The sequence below is a fragment of the Allorhizocola rhizosphaerae genome, from assembly GCF_003426775.1.
GTDB lineage: Bacteria > Actinomycetota > Actinomycetes > Mycobacteriales > Micromonosporaceae > Allorhizocola > Allorhizocola rhizosphaerae.
This window is the reverse complement of the sequence record NZ_QJUG01000093.1, coordinates 1-21,972: the sequence shown is the minus strand read 5'-3', so window position 1 is coordinate 21,972 and position 21,972 is coordinate 1. Positions and strand designations below refer to the sequence as shown.

At 68.6% G+C, this 21,972-nt stretch carries 24 protein-coding genes and 1 pseudogene; 13 read left to right on the top strand and 12 right to left on the bottom strand.

The annotated features are described in order from the left end of the window. Window positions 1-2: 2 nt before the first annotated feature. From DM816_RS20930 to DM816_RS20915, 4 genes are all read left to right on the top strand, one after another. The gene (locus DM816_RS20930) at window positions 3-1,100 is read left to right on the top strand and encodes a 5-methyltetrahydropteroyltriglutamate--homocysteine S-methyltransferase (RefSeq protein ID WP_117212022.1); all 1,098 of its coding nucleotides are present in this window, start codon (window positions 3-5) and stop codon (window positions 1,098-1,100) included. A gap of 120 nt (window positions 1,101-1,220) precedes the next feature. Beyond that, window positions 1,221-3,551 carry an ATP-binding protein gene (locus tag DM816_RS20925; protein WP_117212021.1) on the top strand — a complete coding sequence of 777 codons (2,331 nt, stop codon included), beginning with the start codon at window positions 1,221-1,223 and terminating at the stop codon, window positions 3,549-3,551. A 39-nt stretch (window positions 3,552-3,590) separates the two neighbouring features. Then, window positions 3,591-4,238: a DUF2975 domain-containing protein gene (locus tag DM816_RS20920; protein WP_117212020.1), complete on the top strand. Its 648-nt coding sequence runs from the start codon at window positions 3,591-3,593 to the stop codon at window positions 4,236-4,238. Beyond that, window positions 4,238-4,465, top strand: a complete 228-nt coding sequence (locus tag DM816_RS20915; protein WP_117212019.1) for a helix-turn-helix domain-containing protein — start codon at window positions 4,238-4,240, stop codon at window positions 4,463-4,465. Before DM816_RS20920 ends, DM816_RS20915 begins: the two co-directional genes overlap by 1 nt. A gap of 18 nt (window positions 4,466-4,483) precedes the next feature. On the opposite strand, the gene hsaB is transcribed toward DM816_RS20915, so the two are convergent. The 4 genes from hsaB to hsaA are packed head-to-tail and all read right to left on the bottom strand — an operon-like array spanning window position 4,484 to window position 7,860. Beyond that, window positions 4,484-5,026 carry a 3-hydroxy-9,10-secoandrosta-1,3,5(10)-triene-9,17-dione monooxygenase reductase subunit gene (hsaB, locus tag DM816_RS20910; RefSeq protein WP_246002085.1) on the bottom strand — a complete coding sequence of 181 codons (543 nt, stop codon included), beginning with the start codon at window positions 5,024-5,026 and terminating at the stop codon, window positions 4,484-4,486. Continuing rightward, a complete protein-coding gene (locus DM816_RS20905; protein ID WP_246002084.1) occupies window positions 5,004-5,873 on the bottom strand; it encodes a VOC family protein in 870 nt (289 codons plus the stop codon). The genes hsaB and DM816_RS20905 overlap by 23 nt, the downstream gene beginning before the upstream one ends. Then, window positions 5,870-6,679 (bottom strand): 4,5:9,10-diseco-3-hydroxy-5,9,17-trioxoandrosta-1(10),2-diene-4-oate hydrolase, encoded by an 810-nt coding sequence (hsaD, locus tag DM816_RS20900; RefSeq protein ID WP_117212034.1) that lies wholly within the window; start codon window positions 6,677-6,679, stop codon window positions 5,870-5,872. Before hsaD ends, DM816_RS20905 begins: the two co-directional genes overlap by 4 nt. Further along, on the bottom strand, window positions 6,679-7,860 hold the full coding sequence (hsaA, locus tag DM816_RS20895; RefSeq protein WP_117212017.1) for a 3-hydroxy-9,10-secoandrosta-1,3,5(10)-triene-9,17-dione monooxygenase oxygenase subunit: 1,182 nt from the start codon (window positions 7,858-7,860) through the stop codon (window positions 6,679-6,681). Before hsaA ends, hsaD begins: the two co-directional genes overlap by 1 nt. An 85-nt stretch (window positions 7,861-7,945) precedes the next feature. Between hsaA and DM816_RS20890 the strand changes: the two genes are divergently transcribed. From DM816_RS20890 to DM816_RS20880, 3 genes are read left to right on the top strand one after another with little or no spacing between them, the layout of a single operon-like run. Next, on the top strand, window positions 7,946-9,070 hold the full coding sequence (locus DM816_RS20890) for a 3-ketosteroid-9-alpha-monooxygenase, oxygenase component (RefSeq protein WP_117212016.1): 1,125 nt from the start codon (window positions 7,946-7,948) through the stop codon (window positions 9,068-9,070). Next, on the top strand, window positions 9,057-9,299 hold the full coding sequence (locus tag DM816_RS20885) for a hypothetical protein (protein ID WP_211588783.1): 243 nt from the start codon (window positions 9,057-9,059) through the stop codon (window positions 9,297-9,299). Before DM816_RS20890 ends, DM816_RS20885 begins: the two co-directional genes overlap by 14 nt. Further along, the gene (locus DM816_RS20880) at window positions 9,292-10,236 is read left to right on the top strand and encodes a ferredoxin--NADP reductase (protein WP_117212015.1); all 945 of its coding nucleotides are present in this window, start codon (window positions 9,292-9,294) and stop codon (window positions 10,234-10,236) included. The genes DM816_RS20885 and DM816_RS20880 overlap by 8 nt, the downstream gene beginning before the upstream one ends. Here the strand turns inward: DM816_RS20880 and DM816_RS20875 are convergent. Genes DM816_RS20875 through DM816_RS20865 form a run of 3 tightly spaced genes read right to left on the bottom strand, consistent with a single transcriptional unit; the run spans window position 10,223 to window position 12,388 of the window. Then, window positions 10,223-10,768, bottom strand: coding sequence for a peroxiredoxin-like family protein (locus DM816_RS20875; protein ID WP_246002083.1), 546 nt, complete (start codon window positions 10,766-10,768; stop codon window positions 10,223-10,225). The genes DM816_RS20880 and DM816_RS20875 overlap by 14 nt on opposite strands. Before the next feature lie 17 nt (window positions 10,769-10,785). Beyond that, on the bottom strand, window positions 10,786-11,808 hold the full coding sequence (locus tag DM816_RS20870; protein WP_162907667.1) for an NAD-dependent epimerase/dehydratase family protein: 1,023 nt from the start codon (window positions 11,806-11,808) through the stop codon (window positions 10,786-10,788). Next, window positions 11,798-12,388, bottom strand: coding sequence for a TetR/AcrR family transcriptional regulator (locus tag DM816_RS20865; protein ID WP_117212031.1), 591 nt, complete (start codon window positions 12,386-12,388; stop codon window positions 11,798-11,800). The genes DM816_RS20870 and DM816_RS20865 overlap by 11 nt, the downstream gene beginning before the upstream one ends. Before the next feature lie 162 nt (window positions 12,389-12,550). Here DM816_RS20865 and DM816_RS20860 point away from each other — a divergent pair, with 162 nt between their 5' ends. The 4 genes from DM816_RS20860 (at window position 12,551) to DM816_RS20845 (ending at window position 16,158) form a co-directional block, all read left to right on the top strand. Beyond that, window positions 12,551-13,522, top strand: a complete 972-nt coding sequence (locus DM816_RS20860) for a sensor histidine kinase (protein ID WP_162907666.1) — start codon at window positions 12,551-12,553, stop codon at window positions 13,520-13,522. After that, a complete protein-coding gene (locus tag DM816_RS20855) occupies window positions 13,519-14,166 on the top strand; it encodes a response regulator transcription factor (protein ID WP_117212012.1) in 648 nt (215 codons plus the stop codon). The genes DM816_RS20860 and DM816_RS20855 overlap by 4 nt, the downstream gene beginning before the upstream one ends. 14 nt (window positions 14,167-14,180) lie before the next feature. Beyond that, window positions 14,181-15,152, top strand: a complete 972-nt coding sequence (locus DM816_RS20850) for an aldo/keto reductase (protein WP_117212011.1) — start codon at window positions 14,181-14,183, stop codon at window positions 15,150-15,152. A 103-nt stretch (window positions 15,153-15,255) separates the two neighbouring features. Next, window positions 15,256-16,158 carry a phytanoyl-CoA dioxygenase family protein gene (locus tag DM816_RS20845; protein WP_117212010.1) on the top strand — a complete coding sequence of 301 codons (903 nt, stop codon included), beginning with the start codon at window positions 15,256-15,258 and terminating at the stop codon, window positions 16,156-16,158. On the opposite strand, the gene DM816_RS20840 is transcribed toward DM816_RS20845, so the two are convergent. From DM816_RS20840 to DM816_RS20820, 5 genes are read right to left on the bottom strand one after another with little or no spacing between them, the layout of a single operon-like run. Next, window positions 16,093-17,262 carry a glycosyltransferase family 4 protein gene (locus DM816_RS20840; protein WP_117212009.1) on the bottom strand — a complete coding sequence of 390 codons (1,170 nt, stop codon included), beginning with the start codon at window positions 17,260-17,262 and terminating at the stop codon, window positions 16,093-16,095. The two genes, DM816_RS20845 and DM816_RS20840, sit on opposite strands and share 66 nt — an antisense overlap. A gap of 13 nt (window positions 17,263-17,275) precedes the next feature. After that, window positions 17,276-18,286: an endonuclease/exonuclease/phosphatase family protein gene (locus DM816_RS20835; protein WP_117212008.1), complete on the bottom strand. Its 1,011-nt coding sequence runs from the start codon at window positions 18,284-18,286 to the stop codon at window positions 17,276-17,278. Beyond that, window positions 18,283-18,903 carry a class I SAM-dependent methyltransferase gene (locus DM816_RS20830; protein WP_117212007.1) on the bottom strand — a complete coding sequence of 207 codons (621 nt, stop codon included), beginning with the start codon at window positions 18,901-18,903 and terminating at the stop codon, window positions 18,283-18,285. The genes DM816_RS20835 and DM816_RS20830 overlap by 4 nt, the downstream gene beginning before the upstream one ends. Then, on the bottom strand, window positions 18,900-19,544 hold the full coding sequence (locus DM816_RS20825; RefSeq protein ID WP_117212006.1) for a class I SAM-dependent methyltransferase: 645 nt from the start codon (window positions 19,542-19,544) through the stop codon (window positions 18,900-18,902). The genes DM816_RS20830 and DM816_RS20825 overlap by 4 nt, the downstream gene beginning before the upstream one ends. Next, the gene (locus DM816_RS20820; protein ID WP_211588782.1) at window positions 19,541-20,497 is read right to left on the bottom strand and encodes a glycosyltransferase family 2 protein; all 957 of its coding nucleotides are present in this window, start codon (window positions 20,495-20,497) and stop codon (window positions 19,541-19,543) included. Before DM816_RS20820 ends, DM816_RS20825 begins: the two co-directional genes overlap by 4 nt. A 116-nt stretch (window positions 20,498-20,613) precedes the next feature. Here DM816_RS20820 and DM816_RS20815 point away from each other — a divergent pair, with 116 nt between their 5' ends. Beyond that, window positions 20,614-21,570 carry a glycosyltransferase family 2 protein gene (locus tag DM816_RS20815; RefSeq protein ID WP_117212005.1) on the top strand — a complete coding sequence of 319 codons (957 nt, stop codon included), beginning with the start codon at window positions 20,614-20,616 and terminating at the stop codon, window positions 21,568-21,570. Continuing rightward, window positions 21,555-21,972 (top strand): annotated as a pseudogene (locus DM816_RS20810) (lysylphosphatidylglycerol synthase domain-containing protein); the annotation flags it as partial. The gene DM816_RS20815 and the pseudogene DM816_RS20810, both read left to right, overlap by 16 nt.

The window sequence follows — 21,972 nt, the reverse complement described above, 5'->3', positions numbered from 1 at the left end:
CCATGCCACCGTTTCGCGCCGATCACGTCGGCAGTCTGCTGCGCCCAGCGTCGCTATTGGAGGCTCGCGCTGCCGGTCTGCCGCCCGACGAACTGCGCGCCGTGGAGGACGACGCGATCCGCGAAGTCGTCCGGATGCAACGCGATGTGGGCCTGCAATCGGCCACCGACGGGGAGTTCCGCCGGACCTCGTGGCACATGGACTTCATCTACCGGCTGGGCGGCATCGGCCAGTCGGACGACAGGATAAAGGTGGAGTTCGTCAACGATGAGGGGAAAATCGAGTTCACCGCGCCGGCTCTGGTCGTGCACGATCGGGTCAAGCTGGTGGAGCCCGTCTTCGCCGACCACTTCGAGTTCCTGCGGTCCATTGTGGACCCGGGCATCACGCCCAAGCTGACCATCCCGTCGCCCAGCATGGTCCACTATCGGGGTGGACGCGCGGCCATCGACCCGTCCGTGTACCCGGACGAGGAGGAGTTCTGGTCCGACCTGAGCACCGCCTATGCCGCGCAGATCAAGGCGATGGCCGAGCGCGGGTGCACGTATCTCCAGCTCGACGACACCAGCCTGGCGTACCTCAACGACCCGCGACAGCGGGCTATCTTGAAGGAGCGCGGCGACGATGCCGAACACCAGCACCTGCGCTACGTCAAGCAGATCAACGCGGCGCTGACCGAAAAGCCCGCGGGCATGACCGTGACCACGCACATGTGTCGGGGCAACTTCCGCTCATCGTGGGCCGCCTCCGGCGGATACGACTTCGTGGCCGAGGCGGTGTTCGGCGAGCTCGCGGTCGACGGGTTCTTCCTGGAGTTCGACGACCCGCGGTCCGGATCGTTCGCGCCGCTGCGCTTCGTGCCGCCCGGCAAGCGGGTGGTGCTCGGGCTGGTCACGACCAAGCGCGGCGAGCTGGAGTCCAAAGACGACCTCAAGCGCCGGATCGACGAGGCCGCCAAGCACATCCCGCTCGACCAGCTGTGCCTCTCGCCGCAGTGCGGCTTTTCGTCCACAGTGGAGGGTAACGCCCTGACCCGCGACGAGCAGGCCGCCAAGCTGGCCCTGATCGTGGAGACCGCCGACGACGTGTGGGGCGGGTAGCACCAGCGGCACCACCGCCACCGTGATCTGTAGCCCCGGCCCGTGGCCGTGATCGGTCACCGGCTCGTGTGCGGGTATGGTTGAACAGGCTTGCACACAACCGCCGGAGAGACCTTCTGCATGGGCGCAGCTGAACACCCGCCGGATCCATCCCAGACGGCCGACTCGGCCGAGACCTTCATCATCGCCCTGGCCAAGCTGCGGGCGTGGTGCGGCAATCCCTCGCTGCGCAGGCTGCAACGCCTGGCCGAGCGGGCACACCCGCTGGCGCCCACCACCGTGTCCTGGATGCTCAACGGCCGGGGCCTGCCCCGCCTGCCGCGCTGGGACCTGGTCTACTCGTTCGTCAGCGCGTGCCTGCACGCCTACGGCTATCCCGAGGAAGGCATCCGGTCCGAGGTCGAGCTGTGGCGGCGCGTCTGGCGGGAGCTGGCCCACGGCGCCGTGCGGGAGGTGACGGCGCCCGTCCCGGGGCAGCTGCCGGCCATGCCGCGCGACTTCACCGGGCGCGAGGCTGAGCTCGCCGTGATCGACATCGTGCACGGTGGCGACGCGCTCATCGCCGCGATCGTGGGGCCGGGCGGCATCGGCAAGACCGCGCTCGCCGTGTGCTGGGCGCATCGGCACGCGGAGCTGTTCCCCGACGGGCAGCTATACGTTGACCTGCGCGGGTTTCACCCCGACCGGCCGCTGCCCGCCGACACGGTGCTGGCCGGGTTCCTGTCCGCGCTCGGCGTGCGGCAGGCGGCCCTGCCCCATGGGCCGGAGGCCAAGGCGGGCCTGCTCCGGACGGTGTGCGCCGGGCGCAAACTGCTGATCGTTTTGGACAATGCCCGCGACAGCGAGCATGTCCGGCCGCTGCTGCCCGGCTCGGCCACCTGCCTGGTGATCGTCACCAGCCGCGACCAGCTCGCCGGCCTGGTCGCGCGGGACGGCGCGCATCGGATCCCGCTGGCCGGGCTGCCCGACGACGACGCGCTCGCGCTGGTGGACCGGATCCTGGTGTCCAATCGCGCTCCGGCGGGCCCCGGCGCGGCCCGTGAGTCCGATCCGGCGGGTCCCGATCTCGTGCGGTTGTGCGGCGGCCTGCCGCTGGCGCTGCGCATCGCCGTCGAGCGGGCCGTGGGCAAGCGGCTGGAGCTCTCGGAGCTGGTGGCCCTGTTGAAGGACCGGACGCGCCGGCTGGATGTGCTTTCCCCGCCGGGTGATCCGCTCTCGGCGATCCGCCCGGTGTTCGAGTGGTCCTATGAGGCGCTGGATCCTCAGGTGCAGCGGCTGTTCTGCTTCCTTTCGTTGTACCCGGGCGACACCTGGACGGTCGACGCCGCGGCCGCACTGGCCGATCTGCCGCCGGCCCCCGCGGAGTCCGAATTGGACATTCTGGTGAGCGGGCATCTGGTACAGGCGGAAAAGAGCCAACGTTATCGGCTGCACGATCTGCTCAACGCGTTCGCCGCCGAGCGCGCCGAGTCCGACACCGACCCGCAGGCCAGGCGCGACGCGATCGGCAGGCTGCTGGCGTGGTACCGGAAAATGATAACCGGGATGGCCCGGGCCATCAGCCCGGTCGGTTACCACGAGCCGTCGTGGCCGTCGGATGTCTTCGGTTCGGCCAGGCAGGCACTGGAGTGGGGCGAGGCCGAGCGGGCCAGCATTCGCCACATCGTCGAGACGGCCGCTGACGTCCAGCCGGCACTCGCCGCCGAAATGTCCGTCGCCCTGAACGGCTTCTACAGCTCGGTGAAGTTCACCCACGACTGGATCACCGTGAGCCGGCACGGGTTGCGTGCGGCGCTCTCGTGCCACAATTCCGCCACGGCGGCGCGCATCCTCACCGCACTCGGGCACGCCCACCTCGACCTGAACCTGCCCGGCGAGGCGGTCGGCTACCTGACCAAGGCGCTGCCCATGCGCGAATCGGCGGGCGATCGCCGCGGACTCGCGGTCACCCTCAACGGTCTTGCCATCGCGCACCGGCGGCAGGGACAGCTGCAACAGGCGGTCGAGTGCCTGTCGGAGGCGCTGGAGATCCAGCGCGGCATCGGCGACCGGGCCAACGAGGCCATCGTGCTCAACAACCTCGGCAACCTCGCCCGCTATCAGGGCCGGTTCGACGTCGCGCTCGGGCATCTGCGGGCGGCGCTGGACATCGAGCTCGGTCAGGCCATGCAGACATCCAGATGCATCGCCTACTGCAGCCTCGGCGAGGCCTATCACGCGATGGGCGACTATGAGCAGGCGGTGGAGAGCTTCAGGCTGGGGCTGGAAGGCGCGGCGCAGCTCGGCGACGAGTGGCAGTCGGCGATCCTGCTCACCGAGCTGGGCCACGCCCTGTCGCGGCTCGGCAAGACCGCCGAGGCCCAGCACGCGTGGCGCAGAGCATTGAACATCTTCGAATGCCGCGACGATCCTCGGGCGGGCGAGGTCCGCCTGTACCTGGACCAGAACTAGCCTGGACTATATCGAATTTCGATACTATCGTTTTACGATATGCGCAGGGACACGGATCCACTGAGCCCGCTTTCCGGCTGGACTCACATGCTGCTCGCATTCGTGGTCCTGATAGTGGTCTGCGGGGTGTATGGGGCGTTCACCGGCACCACCGGCGTCATGGGGTTCGGCAATGTCGGGCGCATCTGCGTCGACGAGCCGAGCGGTGGCACCGTCGACCCTCAGGATCCCCTGCTGCCGCACGATGCACGGGCCGGGGTGGAAATGCGCACGACCGCCTACTCCTACTGCACGAAGACTCCCGACGTGGCGCAGCGCATCTGGTACACGCTGACGATGCTTCCCACCTTCGCTCTGTTCGCCACCGTCCTGCTGGTCCTCTTCAGACTGGTGCGAGGCGCGGCTCGCGAAGGCATACACACCAACGGCACCGCCCGGCGGCTGCGTGCGCTCGGCTGGGTCCTGATCGTCGGCAGCATACTGGCCCCGATCGCGGAGGACGCTGCCGCCGTGCGCCTGCTCGCGACGATGGTCAGCGACCCCATCGGCGGCTCCTTCCTGCCAGATGGCGGCGGAGGCTGGACCGGCCTGCTGCCGCTGGTGCTCGTCGGCGTCGGGTTGCTGACGTTCTCCCGCTTCGTGCTCGTGGGCGCCGAAATGCGCGCGGACCTCGACGGAACCGTGTGATGGCCCGACGCGCCGAGCCCTCGCACGGCATCACCGTGCACCTGGACCGCATCCTGGCGGCCCGCAACATGACGCTCACCGAGCTTTCCGAAAGGGTCGGCGTGACCCAGGCCAACCTGTCCATCCTCAAGAACGGTCACGCCCGCGCCATCCGCTTCGCCACGCTCACCAAGCTGTGCCAGGTGTTGCGCTGCCAGCCCGGCGACCTGCTGACCTACGACCGCTGAAAACAGCCGGTGATCCGGTCAGATCCAGTCGTCGTGGCGGGGCCAGGCGAGCAGGGTGTCGACGGCCTCGGGCGGGCCTTCCACAAAAGCCGTGCTCGTGTAGCGGCCGCGGTGGAACAGTAGCGGGCGACCGTCGCGATAGGGGCCGAGCTCGGTGACCCGGCCGACGACGATGAGGTGGTCGCCGCCGTCGTGGGCGGCGACGACGTCGGCGGTGAGCCAGGTGAGCACACCGTCGAGGACGGGCGCTCCGGAGGCGGCCGGGGACCAGCCGATGCCGGCGAACTTGTCGACGCCGGCGGTGCCGAACGTGCGCGACACGTCTTGCTGCGACTCTGCCAGCACGTTGACGGCGAAATGACCCTCCCGCTCGATGGCCCGCCAGCTGCGCGAGGCCCGCCCCGGGCAGAAGGTGACCAGGGGCGGGTCGAGCGACAGGGCCGAAAAAGCTTGGCAGGCAAAGCCTGCCGGCCCGACCGTGGTTATCACGGTCACTCCCGTGCAGAAGTGGCCGAGCACCTGCCGGAACAGCACGGAATCAGTGTGCGCCTGGACGCCCAAAGGTGTGCCCCCAAAGGCTGATCGCGGTGGTCTCGCGGCTGATCCAGGTCGAATCATCGACGAGCATGCCATCCGTACCGTACTCGATGTCGAATCCGCCCGGGGTCCCCACATAGAACGAAACCATGTGATCGTTGGCGTGCCGCCCGAGCGTGGAACTGGGTTTGAATCCCTTCTTCACGCACCGGTCCATGGCGCGCCCGACATCGTCCAAACTCGACACCTCAATCATCAGGTGGACGATCCCGGACGGGGTCGGCATGGGCGCGAGCGCGAGCGAGTGGTGCCGCGGGTTGCATCCGAGGAAACGCATCCACACCGGGGGCGCGTCGGCGGGGCCGCCGAACATGCGCGGGTCCATCCGCATCGAGTCGCGCAGCCTGAACCCGAGCACCTGGGTGTAGAAGTCGAGCGCCGCCTGGGTGTCCAGTGCGGGCAGCACCACATGTCCCATCCCCATGTCGCCGGTGACGAACGTGGTGCCGAACCGGCTGGCGGCCGGGCGGTGGTCCAGGGCCGCGCCCCAGAACACCTCAAGCTTGTTGCCGCACGGGTCGTCGAACCCGATGGCGCCTTGAACCCCCGGCAGGTCGAGCGGTTTGGCGTCGACAACCTGGGCAACGGCGTCCAGCTCCTCTGAGGAGGCCACCTCCCACCCCGAGGCGAGCAGCCGGTCCTGTGTGCCCTGCGTGATGATGAGCCGCGCCGGGAAGTCGTCCATGCGCAGGTACACGACATCGTCGGAGGGCGCCCTGCCCAGCGTCATGCCGAGCACGTCGACGCCGAACGCCCGCCAAGCGTCGAGCGACGTGGCCTCGATGCGCAGATAGCCAAGGGATCGAATCACTGTGCACCACCCAGAAGAAAGTCCATTGCCAACCGGTTGAATTCGTCGCGCTTTTCCAGCTGTGCCCAGTGGCCGCAGCCGCCGAACACGTGCAGCCGCGCCCGCTTGATGACCTTCATCGCGAGCAGCGCGCCGTCGACGGGGTTGACGCGATCCTCGCGCCCCCAGATGAGCAGCACCTCGTGCTTGAGCCGGTGCGCCTCGCGCCACAGCAACCCCTGCTCGGCCACCGACGGGTCCATAAAGGACCGTCCCATGCGTGCCATTGCCGCAAGTGCTGATGGACTGCTCGCCGCCTCGTAGCGCTCGTTCACCAATTCAGTGGTGATGAGCCTCTGGTCGAAGACCAGGGTCCGCAGAAACGCCTCTAACTTGTCGGGAGAGGGTCCGGGCGGGGCGGCGAACTCGAACAGCCGCTTGACGCCCTCGGTGGGGTCGGGCGAAAACACGTTGAGCGACAGGCCACCCGGGCCCATCAACACCAACTTGTCCACTCTCGCGGGAAAATCCAGCGCGAACCGCACTGCTGTCCCGCCGCCCAGCGAGTTGCCGACCACATGTGTTTTTTCGATCCCGAGCTCGTCCAGAAGCGACGCCAACTCCGCAGCGGCGACCGTGAAGTAGTGACCGTCCCTTTCGGACACCGGTGACTTGCCGAACCCGGGCTGATCCACCACCAGCACCCGGAATGTGGTAGCGAACACCGGTACGTTGCCGCCGAAGTTGCTCCAGCCCGACGCCCCTGGGCCGCCGCCGTGCAGAAACACGACGGCCTGACCGGTACCCTCCTCAGAAAAATGCAACATCACACCCACGCATCCGTAATGTCGCCGCCGAACTCCGCCTTGCCATACATCGACAAAGCCCGCTCCGGGTCGTTGATCGCGTGTACCCTTCCGGCGTGCGCGTCCCTCCAAAATCTTTGGATGGGGGTACCGGAGGCGAGCACACGCCCGCCCGAGTTCTCAAACAACCGGTCCACCGCGTTGATCGCCCGACCGGTCGCCTTCACCTGATCGCGCCTGCAACGCAGCCGCACCGGCATCGGGATGGGCGTCCCGGACACCACGTGGTCCATCAGCTCGCGCATGTTGCGCTCCAGCTGCAACCACGCCGCGTCCAAATCCCACGCCGCTTCGGCGACGCGCACCTGCGAGAAGGGGTCCTCGGACGCCTTCTGCCCCGCATACGCGGCCCGCACGCGCTCCTTCTGGTAGGCCACGTGCGCCTCGTATGCCCCCGTCGCCATGCCGACCACCGGCACGGTGATCGCATAGGGGAACACCGACCCCCACGGCAGCCTGTACAGCGGGGCGGTGTTCACCTCGTGCCCAGGGCACCTGCACTTGGCCGTGTCCTGGATGCTCAGGCTCCGGTAATCAGGCACGAACGCGCCCTTGACCACGATGTCGTTGCTGCCCGTCCCGCGCAGTCCGACCGTGTCCCACACGTCAACGATCTCGTAGTCGGGCGCGGGCAACAGGAACGTCCGGAAGTCCGCCGGTTTCCCGTCCGGCCCGAACACGAACCCCCCGAGCAGCACCCATGTCGCGTGGTCGCACCCGGACGAGAAGCTCCACCGCCCGCTGAGCTTGAAGCCACCGTCCACCGGCTCGGCCTTGCCCGTCGGCGCGTATGAGGAGGACATGCGCGTGTTGACGTCCTCGCCCCACACATCCTGCTGCGCCTGCGGCGCGAACAGCGCGAGCTGCCACGGGTGCACCCCGATCACCGACGACACCCATCCGGTCGACCCGCACGCGCTCGCGATCAGCCGCACGCAGGTGAAAAACGTCATCGGGTCGGCCTCGTACCCCCCGAAAGACTTCGGCTGAAGCAGGCGGAAAAAGCCGGTCTCCGTCAGGGCCTTCATGGTTTCGCCCGGCAGGACGCGCCGGTCCTCCGTCTCCTGCGCCCGCTCACGCAACACAGGGAGCAAATCGGTCACCGCGTCCACCACCGCAGCCGGGTCGGCTTTTTCATTCATCCGCAACTCCCAGAAAACTAGAACGTGTTCTAGTATGTAACTGCGCGTCAGTGTAGCGCATGCACGACCGTTGTGGAGGACTTGTATGGACGAGGTTCGGACCATCGACACGGGCTCGGCGCCCGCCCGGTTCGCACGTGGCTGGCACTGCCTGGGGCTCGCCGATCGGTTCAGGGACGGCAAGCCGCACGCCGTCAACGCGTTCGGCGGCAAGCTCGTCGTGTTCGCCGACTCGTCCGGCGCGCTGCACGTGCTCGACGCCTACTGCCGGCACATGGGCGGCGACCTGAGCATGGGCACCATCAAGGGCGACGCGGTGGCGTGCCCGTTTCACGACTGGCGCTGGGGCGGTGACGGTCGATGCGTTGGCGTGCCGTATGCACAACGTGTTCCACCGCGGGCCCGCACCCGGTCGTGGCTCACCATGGAGCAGAACAGGATGCTGTTCGTGTGGCACGACCCGCAGGGCAACCCGCCACCGGAGCAGGTGACGATCCCCCGCATCGAGGGCGCGTTCTCGGACGAGTGGAGCGACTGGAGCTGGGACTCCCTCCTGATCGAGGGTGCCAACTGCCGTGAAGTGATCGACAACGTGGTCGACATGCCGCACTTCTTCTACATCCACCACGCGCTTCCGCGGTACTTCAAAAATGTCTTCGAAGGTCATATCGCGGCGCAATACATGGAGAGCAGCGGCCGGCCGGACGTCAACACCGGGTCCAACCACATCCCCGGCTCGGTGCTGCGCTCGGAGGCGGCCTACTACGGGCCGTCATACATGATCGATTATCTGTGGAACGACTTCCGCGGGTTCGAGGTCGAAAGCGTGCTCATCAACTGCCACTACCCGGTCACGGCGACCTCGTTCGTGCTGCAGTGGGGCATGATCATTAAACGGCTGCCGGGCCTGACCATAGAACAGGCCAACAAGGCGGCCAACAAGTTCGCCAAGGCCATCGGCGTCGGGTTCATGCAGGACGTCGCCATGTGGGAGAGCAAGAGCCGCATCGACAACCCGCTGCTGACCCCCGAGGACGGGCCGGTCTACCAGCTGCGCCGGTGGTACGAGCAGTTCTATGTGGACGTCGAGGACGTCAAGGAGGAGATGACCGCCCGGTTCGAGTACGAGGTGGACACCACACGCTCGCTGCAGATCTGGGAGGCCGAGGTCGAGGCGAACCTGGCGAGGAACGCCGATGGAGCGAGTTGACCACCTCTACGGCGCCATGCAGCCGGTCGAATGCGGCAAGTGCGAGGTGCAGGTGCTCGTGCGCAAGCACAGCGCGCACCACACCAACGTGCAGTGGACTGCGGCGGCGGTCGAGGCGTGCCCGTTCTTCCACGGGCGGCAAAGTGCTTTGGTGCCAACGTGTGTGAACCTGCGCGACAGCATCGAAAAGGCCGTGCGCAACGGGCTCATCGAGGTCATGCATGACTGAACACGTGCGCGTGGTGGAGGTTGTCCGTGAGACGGCGGACGCCCACTCACTCGTGCTCGAACTGCCCGACGGGTGGGCCTACCAGCCGGGGCAGTTCATGACCGTGCGGGCGGGCGACGTCGCGCGGTCGTACTCGTTCTCCAGCTCCCCGCTGACCGGCGAGCCACCGCGCATCACCGTCAAGCGGGCCGGGCGCGGGTCGAACTGGATCTGCGACCATGTCACGCCGGGGTCCACTTTGGAGTGCCTGCCGCCGGGCGGGGTGTTCGTGCCGTCCTCGCTGGACCGCGACCTGCTGCTGATCGCGGGCGGGAGCGGGATCACGCCGGTCATGTCGATCCTGAAGTCGGCGCTGCACGCGGGAAGCGGGCGGGTGGCGCTCGTCTACGCCAACCGGGACGCGTCGTCGGTCATCTTCGGAGACGAACTGGCGTCGCTGGCGTGCGATCGGCTCACGGTCGTGCACTGGCTGGACTCCGACTCCGGGATGCTCTCCGTCGACCGGCTGCGCGACCTGATCGAGCCCTACCGGGACCATGAAACGTTCGTCTGCGGGCCGGAGGCGTTCATGGATCTGGCCGAGCAGGCCGTGGGCACCGGCGTGCACACCGAGCGGTTCGTGTCCATGGACGACAACCCGTTCGAGCGCACGGCCTCCGAGCGGGAGTCGGTGGTCCAGGTGACGATCGGCGGCCAGACGGTACGGCTGCCGTGGCCCGCCAACACCCGCCTGCTCGACGTGCTGCTCGACCACGGGTTCATCGCCCCCTCCTCGTGCCGCCAGGGCAACTGCGGCACGTGCGCCGTGCGCAAGACCGCCGGCGAGGTGGAAATGGTCAACAACGAGGTGCTGGAGGAGGAGGACTTCGCCGAGGGCTACATCCTCGCGTGCCAGGCCCTCCCCGTGACCGACGAGGTCATCGTCACCTACGAATAGCTCGCGATCGGCTCACGGCCAGCAGTTCGTCGACACTCCACTGGTCGTCGGCGTGCTCACCGTAGTGGTGGGCGACCACGTGCCCGGATGGTTCGATGAGGAAGTCGGCGGGCAGGCCGAGCAGCAGCCGCTCGCCGCGTCTTGGCAACCCGCCCTTCCCCGTCAGGCCGCCGAGCAGCGCCGCCCGCCAAGCGCCGGGATGCAGCAGGGAACGCCATGACTTTCCCACGCCAAAGCGGGTGTAGAGCTTGCCGGACGGGTCGGCGACGACGGGGAACGGGATGTCGCCTTGGTGGCGGCGAAGTTCGGCGGCGGAGGAGCCGAAGACGCCTACTTCCTGGATTCCCGCGGCATTGATCTCGTCGATGCGGCGGGTGATGGAGCGCATGTGCAGGTTGCAGATGGGACAGCCGGCGTAGCGCCGGAATTGCAGGTGTATCAGCCGGTCGGGGTCCGGGATGGCCAGCGGCGCACCGGAAACCGATTCGAGTCGCAGGGGTTCGACGGACTGTCCATTGTGGATTCTGGCCACGGGGGGTCTCCAGCGGGTCAGGCGGGTTGGGCGAGGCGGGGCCAGGGATATCCCATGGCCTTGAGTTCGGACAGGGACTGGCTGACCGCGGTCCGCCAGTCGACGCGGGCGGTGTAGCCGAGCTTGCTCGCGGCGTAGTCGTTGGAGCAGGCCCAATCCTCGGACACATGCACCAGCGAGCGGGTGAGGAACGGCGATGAGCCCGGGAGCATGGGATGCAAGAGTTCCATGAGCGCACCGAAGGCATAACCCATGCCATAGGAAACGCTGAGCGCGGGCCGAGCGGTGCCGGTGGCGTCGGCGACGAAGGCGATCACCTCGCGGGCGGTCGGCAACTCCGGCCCGCCGATGTTGAACGATTCGTAGTCGGCCAGCTCGGTCGCGGTGGCGGCGAGCGCGAAGGCCTGCCCGAGGTCGGGCCCTGAAACCAGGGGCAGCCGGGCGCGGCCACCGGCGAGCCACGGCACCAGACGGGTGCGAAGCCGTGGCACCAGCGCCGGCACCATGCCCAGCCTTGCGCCGGCACCGACGAAGTGGCCCAGCCGCATGGTGATCATCTGCGTGCCGGAGCCGGCCGAAGCCCGCATGTGCTGGTCGAGGTCGATCAGATAGTCGAGGTGCGGCCAGAATCCGGTGCGCCGGGTGGGCGCGAAGTCGTCGATCGGCGAACCGCTTCGCCGCCCGGCGATGGCGATGGTGCTGGCCTGGATGAACCGCTTCACTCCGGTGTGGACGCTGCGGTCGATGAGGTCGCGGTTGGGCTCGAAGAACAGCTCCCGCTCCTGCCGCCGGTGTCCCCAGAACGCGCCCCAGGTGCCGGTGTGGCAGACGACATCGACTCCGGTGACGAGCGCCGCGCGGTATCCGGCGTCGGTCAGATCGCCCGCCCTGATCTCGCCACGGAAGTCGGCGGGCAGCCGCATCGGGGTCCGGCACGCGGCGATCACCTCGACATCGTCGCGGGTGGCCAGAGCGGTCAGGGTGTGGCCGCCGAGAAACCCGGTGGCCCCGGTGACCAGCACACGTGTCTTATCGGTCACGGCTTTCCTCTCCTGCGCCAAGGGTTTCGAGCCAGGCCACGAGCCGCTCGGCTTCGCGGGTGACATAGGCCGGGTCGTTGAGGCTGTGCGCCAGCAGGGAAACGCCCTGCAACGCCGACAGCAGGTGGATGGCCAGTCCGCGCGAGTCCGCGCCGCAGCCCAGCGCCTGGAACTGGACCTCCAGCCAGGCCAGCAGGCCGGTGAAGATGGCGGATGCCTGGTCGGCGACGGGGCCGCCGGCCTTGGCCAGCTCGGCGCACAGGGTCCCGATCGGACAGCCGAAGTTGGCCAAGGACTCCCGGTTGCCGTCCGTCATCCGCACGAACGCCTTGAGCCGCGCCCGTGGATCGGGGTCTTCGTCCCACCGCGCCTGCAGTGCTTCCTGATGCGCCGCGTGCTCGGCGACCAGCGCCGCGCCGAGAGCGTCTTTGGTCTTGAAGTAGTAGTAGACGTTGCCCAGCGGAACGTCGGCCGTCGCGGCGATGTCGGCCAGTGTGGTGCGGCCGAAGCCCTGCTCGTGCACCACCCGCACCGCAGCGTGGATCAGGCGATCGCGCTTGTCCATGGTCCTCGTCGGCATTTCCAGTCAGCCACCTAACTCAGGCTCTTTGTTAGTTGGCTAACTTACTGCCCGGCGGTGGGCCGCGTCAATATGACTAGCGATCGGCTTGAGCCTCGGTTTGGCGGCGCACGAGCCCGTCCCGCAACAGTTGGCGTGCCCAACTATCACGGGAGGGGGCCTGTGCCGGACCACCGACACACGCTGGCCGAGGAAATCCTTTCGGCCTTTCACCGGCGCCTGCGTTCAACCGGCCGACGCGAGACGCACGGGCATATCACCGCGCTCGTCAACTCGGTGTTCGCCCGGCTCGACGCATGGACCACGGCGACCTCGCAGAGCCCGATCGGGTTGCTGCACATGGCCACGGCCATGTTTCAAGCGGCACTGCCCGTTCTCATCGCGGAGAAAGCGGAGGAAGCGGAGGTAGGCGATCTGGCAAGCGTCGAGCGGGTGAGCGTCGCACTGCACGATGCCATCATGGAGCAGATGATGCTCGCGGTCCTGACCTACGACGGACACGTGCTGTCGCGCGTGCAGACGTCGCGCCGGGAGGAGCGCCGCCGCCTCGCCCGCGAGCTGCACGACCAGGTGGCGCACGGGCTCGGCCTGGCCATGCAACAGATCGACCTGTACCGGCGGCGGCGCGACACGGCCATGCTTTCCGCCGCGGTCACGGCACTGTCGGAGGCGCTGCGCACGATCCAGCAGCTGTCGGCCGAATTGCGCCGCTCAGTGGGCGAGCAGGGTCTGGATGAGGCCCTGTCGTCCTATTTGGACCGTGCGGTACCGGCCGGCGTCGCGCGGCGGCTGGAGGTGGCCGGCGATGTGCACAAACTCTCCCCCGACATCAGCGAGGAGCTCTACCTCATCCTGCGGGAGGCCATCCGCAACGCGCTGCGCCACGCCGCTCCCGATGAGGTGGCCGTGGCCGTGGAGATCACGGGCAGCGAGGTCATCGCCAGCGTGGCCGATGACGGCCGCGGGTTCGACCCGTCGGCCATCAGCCCCTTCTCCTCCTACGAAGGCGGGGGTGGGCTGCCCTCGATGTCCGAGCGAGCCGCGCTGCTGCGCGGGCGGCTCGAAGTCACCAGCGACGTGGGCAAGGGCACGCGGGTCGCGATCTGCGTGCCGCTGCGCGGTGACCGGCCATGACCACCATCCGGGTCGCAATCGCCGACGACCACACGCTGTTTCGCTCCGCGCTGCGCGAGCTGGTCCTGTCGCACGACGGGTTCGAGGTCGTGGGCGAGGCGGCCAGCGGCGGCGAGACGGTGGAGCTGGTGGCCGGGTGCGCGCCCGATGTGCTCGTGCTTGACGTGCAGATGCCCGGCCCGGGCGCGGCCGCGGTCATCGGCCGTGTCCGGGAGGGCTCGCCCCACCTGCCGATCGTCGTGCTCACCATGCACGACGACGCGGCGGTGATGCGGGAGCTGTTCGAGGCGGGGGCGTCCGCGTTCCTGACCAAGGCCGTACTGTCGGATGGGCTGGTGGCCGCGCTGCGCTCGGTGTGCCGGGATCCCGATACCGTCCTGCTGTCGGTGTCGCGCCACACGTTGCGGCGCTTCAGCGGCGGCGCCCCGGCTCCGGCCGTCCAAACCGTCCTGACCGCACGCGAGCGGGAGATCCTGCGGCACGTCGGCTCGGCGCTGAGCAACGCGCAGATTGCCTCCCGCCTGCACGTCACCCAGGCCACCGTGAAGCGGCACCTGACCAACGTCTACGCCAAGCTGGATGCCGTCTCACGGGTCGACGCGATCCGCAAGGCCACGGCGGCCGGGCTGATCGAACCCCTGTAGAAAGGAAAACGCCCATGCAATACCGCCCACTGGGCCGCACCGGCCTGTCTGTCTCGGAGATCGGCTACGGGGCCTGGGGCATCGGAGGTCAGTACTGGATCGGCGCGCAGGAGGACGAGTCCGTCCAGGCGCTGCACCGCGCGATCGAGCTGGGGGTGAACTTCATCGACACCGCGCGGGGATACGGCGAGAGCGAACGGATCGTGGGCCAGGTCGTCCGCGAGTATCCGCGCGACTCGATCTACGTGGCGACAAAGGTGCCGCCCGCCAACCTGACCTGGCCCGCCGCCCCGGGCGTGCCCGCCGATGTGACGTTCCCGGGCAAGCACATCCGCGAGAGCCTCGAAACCTCGCTCGCCGTGTCCGGGCTTGACGCCTTCGACGTGGTGCAGTTCCACGTGTGGCTGGACGAGTGGATCGGGCAGGGCAACTGGCTGGAGACCATCGCCGCGCTCAAACAAGAAGGCAAGATCCGCTTCTTCGGCGTGTCCATTCACGACTATAAACCGGACAGTGTACTGAAGCTGGTGCGCAGCGGAGACGTCGACACCGTGCAGCTGATCTACAACGCCTTCCACCTCACGCCGGAGGAGGAGCTCCTGCCCGCGTGCGCCGAACACGGCGCCGGGGTCATCGTGCGGGTCCCGCTCGACGAGGGCGGCCTCACCGGCACGCTGACCGCGCAGACCACCTTCCCGGAGGGCGACTGGCGCAACGGCTATTTCGGCGGCGATCGCCTGTCGCAGGTGGAGCAGCGGGTCGACGCCCTGCTCGCCGACACCGGCGTGGAGCGCGAACGGCTGCCCGAGGTGGCCCTGCGCTATGTGCTCGACGCGCCGGAGGTCTCGACGGTCATCCCGGGCATGCGCACGGTGCGCAACGTCGAACGCAACGCGGCGGTCAGCGACGGCGTGCGGCTCAGCGACGAGTTGCGCACCGCGCTGCGCCGCCACCGCTGGGAACGCAACTTCTACGAAGCCCCCTGATCCGGGGCCGGCGGGCGGAGCCTCACGGGCCCCGGCCGCCGGCACCCCGTTCCTTGGCGCGACGGCGGCGGCCGTGGTCTCCTGTGGTGAGGAGGAGGCGCGCATGGACTACCAGGTACTCACCCCGCAACAGGCCGAACAGTTCGTCGAGCGCGGCTATGTCGTGATCCGCGGTTGCTTCACGCGGGCGGCGGCCGAGGAATACACCTCGACCATTTGGACGCGCCTCGGTTACGTGCCCGACGACCCGGCCACGTGGTCCGAGCCGTCGGTCCACATGCCCAGCCATCGCGAGATCGACATCCGCCAGTTCGCGCCGAAGGCGTGGGGTGCGGTGTGCGATCTGGTCGGCGGGGCACAGCGGATCCACCCGTACCTGTGGAACGACGCGTTCATCGTCAACCTGTGGCAGGGCGCCGACCGGCCGTGGCAGCCCGCCTCGCCCGCGTCGCCGGACTGGCACAAGGACGGCGACTTCTTCCGGCACTTCCTCGACTCCCCCGAGCAGGGCCTGCTCACGCTCGTGCTGTGGTCGGACGTGCGACACCAGGGCGGCGCGACGTTCGTGGCCGCCGACTCGGTCGGGCCGGTCGCCCGGTTCCTCGCCGAACACCCCGAAGGTGTGCGCCCGGAGCCGGCGTCCTTCCCGTGGCACGAGCTGGTCAAGCAGTGCAGCGACTTCATGGAGGCCATCGGCGAGGTCGGAGACGTGTATCTGCTGCACCCGTTCATCCTGCATGCCAAGGCGCAAAACGTGCTGCGTGTGCCGCGCTTCATCACCAACCCGCCCGTGCACCTGATCGAGCCGATGCGCTTCGACCGGCCCGACCCGAGCGAGTTCTCGTTGGTGGAGCGGGCCGTGCTGCGCGGTTTGGGTGTGGACCGCTATACCTTCACGCCTAGCGGGCCGAGGGAAAAGCTCGTGCCCCATCGGGTGGCCCTACAGCGGTCGATGAAGCGCGCCGAGCGGGACCGCCTGGCCGCGGTTTTCGAGCACCCCGAGTAGTGCGCGTTCGTAGGCGTCGACGCACGCTTCGACTCCGAACAGGCCCAGTGCTTTGCCCTGACCGTCCACACGCGACTGTCCGGACAGTCCGGCCAGCGAGCGGATCGCGTCGACCAGAGCCGCCGGGTCGCGCGGCGGCACGATGCGGCCGAAACCCGTTGCCAGCACGGGATAGCGCCCGCCCGGCAGGTCCGTGGTCACGCTGGGCACGCCGCACATCATGGCCTCGGCCTGCACGATGCCGAACGACTCCGCGATCGACGGGAGCGCGAACACGTCGATCGAGGCGTAGAAGTCGCGGATCTGCCGGCCGCGCAGCAGGCCGAGGAAGCGGATGCGGTCATCGCCCTCGGCGAGGGCACGCAACAGCCCGATGTTGCTTCCCCCGGCCACGTTTTCGTAGTCGCCGCCGATCAGCAGCCGCGCGCCGGGGTCGGCCAGCGACCGGAAGGCCTTTATCAGGTACTCGATCCCCTTCTCGTCGGCGATCCGGCCCAGGAAGCCGACATGCGGGCCGGCACCGTCGCGCAGGCTGGGGTTTCCGCCACGGCGGTCGGCGCAGGGGGCCGGGATCGGCACGACCTCCTTGCGCGCCAACACGGGCCAAAGGCGCGAGCCCCGCGCCTGGTCGTGGCTGTTGACGACGACCAAAGTGGACCGCCTAATGGCGACACCCGCGGACGCGTCGGCCAGGCGCATGCCGAACGAGTTGATCCGGCCGCGTGGCAGGAACGCGTCGATGTGGTGCGTGGTCACCAGCGGCACGGGCGGGGCGAACGCGGCGACCAGTGCCGCCTCGGGCATGGGCACGTGCAGGTGGAGCAGCGACGACCGGGCGGCCAGGCGGGTGGCCAAGCGGGGCAAGGCCGGGCTGAGCACACCCTTGCGCACCGAGGCGAGCACCGGCGCGCGGAACACGTGCACGCCGTTGACTTCCTCGCGCGCCGGCAGCGACCGGTCGTGGCGGGCGCATGCGACCGCGATCCGCCAGCCGCGCTCGGCGAGGCCTTCGGCGATGAGCCGGGCGGTCTCGGTCAGCCCGCTCACGTAGGGCGCGTAGTAGTCCAGCGCCACCGTCACGTCGAATCGTTCGTGTAGCAGCATTTTCCGTACCGTCCTAATCGGAGATCTTAAGCTCGTGGGCGAGGTGGTCGCCGAGCCCGGGGTTGGGCCGGAACGCATAGCCGGAAACCCGCACGTCCGCCGTGGTGAAGGCCCAGTCGAGCCGCCACAGCCGGGGGAACGGGTAGTTGCGCACCGGCCAGGTGGCCGGCAGCAGGGCTGGCGCGTCGAGGCGGCGCATGCGCGGCCCGAGGTCCATGAGCGAGCCGAACCACGGTGAGTTGAAATCGCCCAGGACTATTGCGGGATGGGGGTTTTCGGCGAGATCGGCGTGCAGCCGGTCGATTTCGGTGCGCCGCAACTCATACTGCGTGCGGGCGAAGTCGTAGAAGGCGCCGCCGAGCGGGCTGAGCTCACGCCGGAACGGCACGAACAGGTGCACGTTGTAGATGGACAGCACCGACTCTCCGAATTGGACGTCGACGCGCACGGCCTTGTTGCCCTGCCAATACCAGTCCGAAGTGGGGCGCGAATGGTGTGCGACGATGGGCAGGCGCGACATGGTGAGCATCTCCCCTTCAACGACGATGTGATAGCCGGGGAAGGAGCGCCCCAATTCGGCCACGTCATCGACACGCACGGGCCCGTCTTCGCCCCAGTGCAGATACTCCTGCAGCACATAGATGTCGGCCTGCTGCTCGCGCAGGTAGGCGAAGAACCGCTCGCGGTCCTTGTGCAGGGTCCACACGTCGGTGTTCCAGGAGAAGATTTTGATCGCGCTTTCGGCGGGGCTCTGCACCACCCGACGGTCCAATCCCGACAATGCCAGGCCCGCCAGGAGCGCGGCGGCAAGCAGCACCGAGATGGGCCGGCGCACCGGGCGGGCCAGCGGTGTGACCGCAAGCAGCAACAGCGGCACGACCACGAACGCGACGGGTGGCAGCGCTTCGACAATCAGCCACGGCCACCACCGCCCGGCCAGCAGCATGTGGGCGAGCACGAAGCCCGCCCACGCCAGCGACGCCGAAACCACCAGCCGCGTGCCGAGGCACCACCGCCCTCTCATCGCGGCTCCAGCCGGTACGCGGTGTAAAGTCCAAAAAGGACCCGCTTGCGCCGCGTAACCCGGAAGTGGCGGCGCAGCGTGGGTTGCAGGCGCTGCCGGCCGTCGCCGTAGAGACCTGCGTTCTCGCCGGTGCTCATGCGCAGCGCCGCGTCCCACAGGCGGCCCGAGCCTGGCGTGACGACCACGAGGAACCCGCCCGGCTTGAGCACGCGGGCGATCTCACGGCACCCGGTGTCGATGTCTTGCACGCACTCCAGCGTGCTGACGGCGACGACGCAGTCGAACGTGCCGTCGTCGTAGGGCAGGTTTTCCACGCCCGCCGTCGCCAGCTGAGCCGCGACGCCGTGGAAGGCCAGCCGCTGGCGGACCTCGACCGCGTGCGGGTGCACGTCCACGCCGTCGAGGTGCTGGCAGCGCCAGGCGAGCTCCGGCATGAAGATGCCGCTGCCGTAGCCGACCTCCAGCAGGCGGCCGAGCTCCTTGCCACCCAGCATTTTGAGCACCATCCGGAAGCGCAGCCGCTGCACGACGCGCAGCACCGGGCGGTAGTTCCAGTCCGGGTGGTCGATTTCGCTCGTCTGCAGCAGGGCAGACGCGGGCAGCAGGCGCATCATCATCGCCCCTTCCGGGGAGTCAGGCGCAGCCCGGTGTAGAGGCGAATCGCGGCGGGGCCGAAGCGTGGGATCCGGGTCTGGCGCACGAACTCGAAGTGCCTGCGCAGGGCGGGCTGCAGCGTGGCGCGCCGATTGCCGTACTGCGAAGGTCCTTCGCGGGTGGCGAGGCTCAACGCGAGGTTCCACAGCGGGGTCGCGCCGGGCGTGACGACGATCAGGGCACCGCCGGGCTTGAGCACGCGGCCGAGCTCCTGGCAGGCCTGGTCGATGCCCGGCACGTACTCCAGCATGCTGATCGCCACGATCGCGTCGAACGAGTTGTCGGCGTACGGCATGTCCTCCACGCTGCCCACGGCCAGCTCGGCGTGCACACCGTTGGCCGCCAGGCGAGCGCACACCGAGGAAGCGTGCGGATGGGTGTCGAGCCCGTGCAGTTCGTCGCAGCGCAGGGCCAGCTCGGGCATGAACACGCCGCTGCCGTAGCCGACCTCCAGCAGGCGGCTATGGCGCCTGCGCCCCAACAGGTCCTGCACCATGCGGAAGCGCCACCGCTGTACGCGGCTCAGGACCGGATGGTAGTTCCACTCCGGGTGGTCGATCGGGCTGGTCGGCATGATCGCGGATTTGGGCAACAACAACATCATCGTTTCCTTCCTTCGAGTACCAGACCGGCGGTCAGGCCGGCCACGAGGACCGCGTTCATGAGCAGATGCACGGCCATGAAGAAGCAGGCGAAGCGCAGCCCGCGTTCGCGGAGCACGAAGCGTGGCAGGGCGGGCTCGCACGCCACGAACAGTCCGATCAGGACGACCGGCAGGACCGCCCATGGCCAGCCGAGCGCGAGCAGGGGCAGCGCGGCGACGCCCAGTCCGCTGCTCACGACGGCGACCGGGTGTTGCGAGCGCTCCATGCGATGCAAAGCGCGCCGGGCAAGGCCGACGAGCGGGACGGCGCGACGCCACTGCTCGCGCACGAGCTGGCCGAGCGCGAACCCGTCGTCGTGCCGGCCCACGACACGGTCGCTGAGCACGATGCGATGCCGCAGCGGGATGCGCCCGCTGAATTCGACGTCCTCGCAGTCTCGCAGCCGCTCGTCGAGCCCACCGATCTCGTCCAGCAGGGTGCGGCGCACGGCGGCGAGCGCGAACACGACCGTCCTCACCGGACCGGCGAGACGCTTGCGCCAGAACGCGGCGTGCAGGAGCCGGTACCGTTCGAGCGGCCCGTCGTCGATGAGCGGCTCGGTGTCATACGTGCCGTGCACGACGGCGGCCTGCGGGTCGGCGTCCAGGATCGCGACCGCGTTGGCGACCGCGTCGGGCGCGAGAGCCACGTCGGAGTCGACGAAAAACACGACCTCGCCGGTGCTCTCGCGCCAGCCCCGGTTGCGTGCCGCCGAAACGCCCCGGTTGACGGGTTGCCGCACGACCGTGCAACCGCCGGCGAGAGCGATCGCGACGGAATCATCGGTGCTGGCGTCATCGACCACTATCACCTCGTGCAGCGGGTGACTCTGGCGCTTCACCGCCTGCAAGCACAGGTCGAGCGTGCGCCGCGCGTTGTAGCAGGCGATCACGACGGAGACGGAGACGGTCATGCCGCAAGACGCTAGGCGCGCGGTCTGAACTCGCCGGTTGACTGAGCCTGGACTACGCTGCGTAGTCCAGGCATCGTCCACACACGACTGCAGCACGGGGTCCTACGGTCGGGCGTATGAGAGTTTCGGTCATCGTTCCGTGCCACAATGCCGCGAAGACCCTCGATGCGTGCCTCTGCGCGATTCGCGCGCAGACGTTGGCCGTGTCGGAGATCATCGTGGTCGACGACGCCTCGACCGACGCGTGCGCAGACATCGCTTCGCGCCATGGGTGCACGCTCATTCGCCAGCCCGCCAACCGGGGCGTTTCGGCGGCACGCAACGCGGGCGCGGCGGCGAGCCGGGGTGAGGTGCTGTTCTTCGTGGACGCCGATATCGCCCTGGAGCCCGCAGCCATCGCCAACGCTGTCGCGATTCTGCGGGCAGACCAGCGATGCGCGGTGGTGCACGGCACGTATGACGCCGAGCCGCTCGTCAACGACGGGCCGGTTGAGGAATACAAGGTGCTTTCCGAGTACCGGTGGCGCACCGACCGCGCGGGTGTCGTCGGCTTCACGCTGTTCGCGCTGACCGCGATCCGCAGGTCGGTCTTCGAGGCGGTGGGCGGGTTCGACGAGCGGCTGCGCAACGGCGAGGACGTCGAGTTCGGCACACGGCTTCCGGCCGGATGCCTCGTGCGCATGTCTAACGTCGTGATAGGACGGCACGACGACGTGGATCGCCTGCCGGCCTTGCTCGCCGAACAGTTCAAGCGGGCCGTCGGCTACGCCGATGTGGTCAAGCGAGCGCGCACCGCGTCCGGCAGCCGGACTGGAGCCCTGCATCCGATCGGTGTCATCTGCTGCGCCCTCACCGTCGCCTCGACACTCACGATCTGGGCTTGGCCGCCGATGGCCTTACTCGCGCTGTGCGGCATCGCGGGGTTCATTCTGACCTACCGCTCGCTGCTGCGCTTCGCGCTGCAGCGCAAGGGCTTCGGCTTCACCGTCTACACCGGACTGCTGCATTTCCTTGTCAACGCGGCCAACCTCGGGGGCGCTCTCGTCGGCCTGACTCGATGGGCACTGCGATGATGCGGCGGATACTCCTCATCGTCGCGGTCGCGGCGCTCTGTGTCGCCGTGGTCTTCGCTCTCAAGGACCAGCAGTGGTCGGCCGTCGCGGCGCTGTCCGGGCCGGCCGATCTGGCGCTCGTGTCGGCCTCGTTCGTGGTCAACTGCTTGGGTTTGTTCGTGGCGATGGTGGCGTGGCGGGCTCTCGTGCAGGGGCTCGATGTCCGGATTGGACTGTGGGCCGGTGCACGCATCTACTTCGTGGGCATCCTCGCCAAGCTGGTGCCCGGCCGGGTCTGGTCGCTGCTGGCCAACATGCGCATGGGCAGCTCCATCGGCGTGCCGCCCGCGCGGATGGCGGCCGCATATGTGCTGACCATCCCGGTCACGCTGCTCACCGGCCTCGCGGTCGGCCTGGTCGGCG